This is a genomic window from Bifidobacterium sp. UBA6881 (genome assembly GCA_002451435.1).
GTDB lineage: Bacteria > Actinomycetota > Actinomycetes > Actinomycetales > Bifidobacteriaceae > Bifidobacterium.
This window is the reverse complement of record DKCF01000101.1, coordinates 6,285-10,048: the sequence shown is the minus strand read 5'-3', so window position 1 is coordinate 10,048 and position 3,764 is coordinate 6,285. Positions and strand designations below refer to the sequence as shown.

At 60.1% G+C, this 3,764-nt stretch carries 2 protein-coding genes; one reads left to right on the top strand and one right to left on the bottom strand.

The window, feature by feature from the left end:
* Positions 1–433 precede the first annotated feature (433 nt).
* Entirely contained in the window at positions 434–1,210 is a 777-nt protein-coding gene (map, locus tag B3C64_RS07695; protein WP_291534887.1) for a type I methionyl aminopeptidase, read from the bottom strand.
* A 322-nt stretch (positions 1,211–1,532) separates the two neighbouring features.
* Between map and B3C64_RS07690 the strand changes: the two genes are divergently transcribed.
* Positions 1,533–3,680 (top strand): M13 family metallopeptidase, encoded by a 2,148-nt coding sequence (locus B3C64_RS07690; RefSeq protein WP_291534886.1) that lies wholly within the window; start codon positions 1,533–1,535, stop codon positions 3,678–3,680.
* Positions 3,681–3,764 lie beyond the last annotated feature (84 nt).

Here is a 3,764-nt window from a genome sequence, read left to right as displayed (position 1 = left end):
CTCCCCAAACGGATGCTGGATAACAATCAGCGACCGTACGAAGAGAGCAATCAGCCTCGGACTGCCGAAACATATGGACAGCGAAGCAGGCGCAATCATTGCAAAACAAAAAGGCGGATCCATGCAAACACGAATCCGCCTCGATATGACGCATATAATCACATGCCATGTCCACAGTATGCGAACCAGTCACAACAATGGACAATTATCATGCGAGCTAGTCGCACGATACGAGCCAATCACAATCAGTCCAAACCGACCATGCAGACCAGCCCGCAAACGGCGCGAACCGCGACCATGAGCAATCAAACAGCGCGATATGAACCGGCCACAGGCAGTGCGAGACAACCGCAGACGATGCAAACCAATCGCAATAGCATGAACCGGCCGAGCCAATGCGCACAATAGCATGAACCGGCTGCGCCAATGCGCACTAGTCGCGGGTGGTGAGAATCACCGGACCGTTTTCGGTGATGGCGATGGTGTGCTCGCTATGCGCGCCGCGGGAACCATCGGAGCTCTTCAGCGTCCAACCGTCCTTCGGATCCTGGTAGATCTCATCGGTGGTCTTCAGGAACCACGGCTCGATGGCGATGACCAGGCCCGGACGCAGCTTGTAGCCGTGGTGCGCACGGCCGTCGTTCGGCACATGCGGATCGCCGTGCATGATGCGTCCGACACCGTGGCCGCCGAATTCCAAATTGATCGGGTAACCGTATTCGCGGGCCACATCGCCGACCGCGCAGGACACGTCGCCCAGACGATTGCCCGGTTGGGCGGCCGCGATACCGGCCTTCAGAGCCTCTTCGGTGCACTTGATCAGGCGCAGGTCCTCCGGATCCTTGTGCTCGCCGACGACGAAGCTGATGGCGGAATCACCGACCCAGCCATCGACGTTGATCGCCAGGTCGAGGCTGACCAGATCGCCGTCCTTGAGGTTGTAGTCGTACGGGACGCCGTGCAGCACGGCATCGTTCACGGAAACGCAGATATAGTGCGCGAACGGACCGGTACCGAAATCCGGAGCGTAATCGACGTAGCAGGATTCGGCGCCCTTGCGGTCCACGATGCGCTTGTGCACGAACTCGTCGATGTCCAGCAAATTGGTGCCGACCTTGGTGTATTCCTTCAGGTCGCGCAGAATGTGGCCGACGAAACGACCAGCCGGCTTCATTTCCTCAATCTCTTTCGGAGTCTTCAATTCGATCATGGTTCCAAGCCTACTTCGGACGCGCTACAGAGGCAAGAGAAGAACTGCTTTACAGACACTATAGCGCCCGCCTTATCGACAGCTCGAAGACAACAGAAACCACCTTGTAAACGCCGTAAGCAGGACCACTCCACAAACGCACCAAGCAACAGAATAACCGCCTTGCAAGCACCAAAAAGAATTGCCTGAATACAACAGACGGACCGCCTTGCGTCGCCGGATTTTTTGGCACAGGGTCTTGCACGGGGGGTCTTTTATTCCACAGATTTCGCGGTCTTCCGCCTTCACGGATTTTGTCACCGAAGATGGATAGTGTGAAGCCATGAACACCACAATGAATTCAGGCATTGATCCGGCATCGTTCTCCGCCGTGATCTCGCCTGCGCAGGATCTGTTCCGCTATGTCAACGGCCCGTGGATCGACACGTACCGCCTTCCCGATGACCGTTCCCGCTACGGCTCCTTCGACCGGCTGGCCGAGAACGCCGAAAACCAGATTCGCGACATCCTCCAGGATGATGCCGTGATGCAGGACGACACCGCAGACAATGCGTCCGATTCCTCCACCGCGGATTCGGATGCCCCGTCCCGCCCTGCGGCGAAATCGCGCGCGCTGTTCCATAGCTTCCTTGACGAGGAAGCGATCAACGCCTCGGGTCTTTCCGCGATCGCCGACCAGTTGGCCTCCATCGACGCCGCGGCCGACAAACGCGCGTTGGTCCGCGCGTTGGGAAGCATGAATCCGGCCGGCGGACCCGATCTGATCGGCGTTGCCGTATATGGAGACCCCGGCGCACCGGAGACCAACATCATCCATATCGAGCAGGCCGGCCTTGGATTGCCCGACGAAGCCTACTATCGCGAGGACCACTACGCGCCGATCCGCGACGCGTATGTGAACATGGTCACCCGGCAGCTGCGCAACGCGAAACTCGCGGACGACGATCAGGACGCGCAGACGCAGGCCAAGCGCTTCCTCGACGTCGAGACGCGCATCGCGGCGAACCACTGGGACAACGTCGCCACCCGCGACTCGGTGAAAACCTACAATCCCACCGATTATGCCGATTTGAGCGCCATGTTGGGCGATTACGACCTCGACGCGTGGATCGACGCTTGGCAGACCGCCTACGATCGGACCACCGCGGCGCAGGCGCAGCCGCTGACCTTCCGCAAGTACTTCGACCGCGTGATCGTGCATGAGCCAAGCTTCCTCACCGGCCTGAACGCCTTCTGGAAGACCGCCGACCTCGACGACCTGAAGCTATGGGCGCGCGTGCACGTCATCATCGGCTCCACGTTGGAGCTGCCGCACGAATTCGACGAGACGAACTTCGACTTCTACGGCAAGGTACTCTCCGGCCAGAAGCAGCAGCGCGACCGTTGGAAGCGCGGCGTGGCGCTGGTCAACAGCATCTGCGGCGAGGACGTGGGCCGCGAATACGTGAGGCGCCACTTCCCCGAGTCCTCCAAGCGTCGCATGGAGCAGCTGGTGGGCAATCTCATCGACGCCTACCGCGTCTCCATCTCCAGCTCCACCTGGCTGGGCGAGCAGACCAAGGCGAAGGCTTTGGAGAAGCTTTCGAAGTTCACGCCGAAGATCGGCTACACCAACCATTGGCGCGACTATTCCGCATTGGACGTGCGTGAGGACGCGAGCTTCGCGCGGAACATGCGCGCAGCCAATCTGTACGAGACCGGATACCAGCTTTCCAAGGTCGGCCAGCCGGTCGACAAGGACGAATGGCTGATGAATCCGCAGACGGTGAACGCCTACTATGAGCCGACCATGAACGTGATCGTGTTCCCGGCCGCGATTCTGCAGCCTCCGTTCTTCAACCCGGATGCCGAGGACGCCGCGAACTACGGCGGCATCGGCGCGGTGATCGGACACGAGATCGGCCACGGTTTCGACGACCAGGGAGCGCAATACGACGGCGACGGCAAGCTCAACGACTGGTGGACCGAGGACGACAAGGCGAACTTCGAGAAGCTCACCAAGAAGCTCATCGACCAGTACAACGAATTCGTGCCGACGCAGCTCGCCGAAAAGTACGCGGACGACCCCACGAAGGCGCCGCATGTGAACGGCGCGCTGACCATCGGCGAGAACATCGGCGACCTGAGCGGCGTGAACATCGCGCTCAAGGCCTACGCCTTCGCTCTCGACGAGGCCGCGGGACGCGACAAGGACGGTTCGCCGGAAGCCATCGAAGCCGCACTTGCCGACGCTCCGGAAATCGACGGCTTCACCGGATTGCAGCGGTTCTTCCTCAGCTATGCTTCGATCTGGCGCACCAAGAACCGCGACGAGCTCGCCGAACAGTATCTGCAGATCGACCCGCACTCCCCCGCCGAATGCCGCACGAACGGCATCGCACGGAATGTGGATCTGTTCTACAAGGCGTTCGACGTCAAGCCGGGCGACGGCATGTGGCTCGACCCCGACAGCCGCGTGCGCATTTGGTGAGATGCTCCGCGTCAGACGTGGCGACCTGTGTTCATTGGCATGGAACCACATAGGTCATTGGACACCAATCATTAATCATTGGTC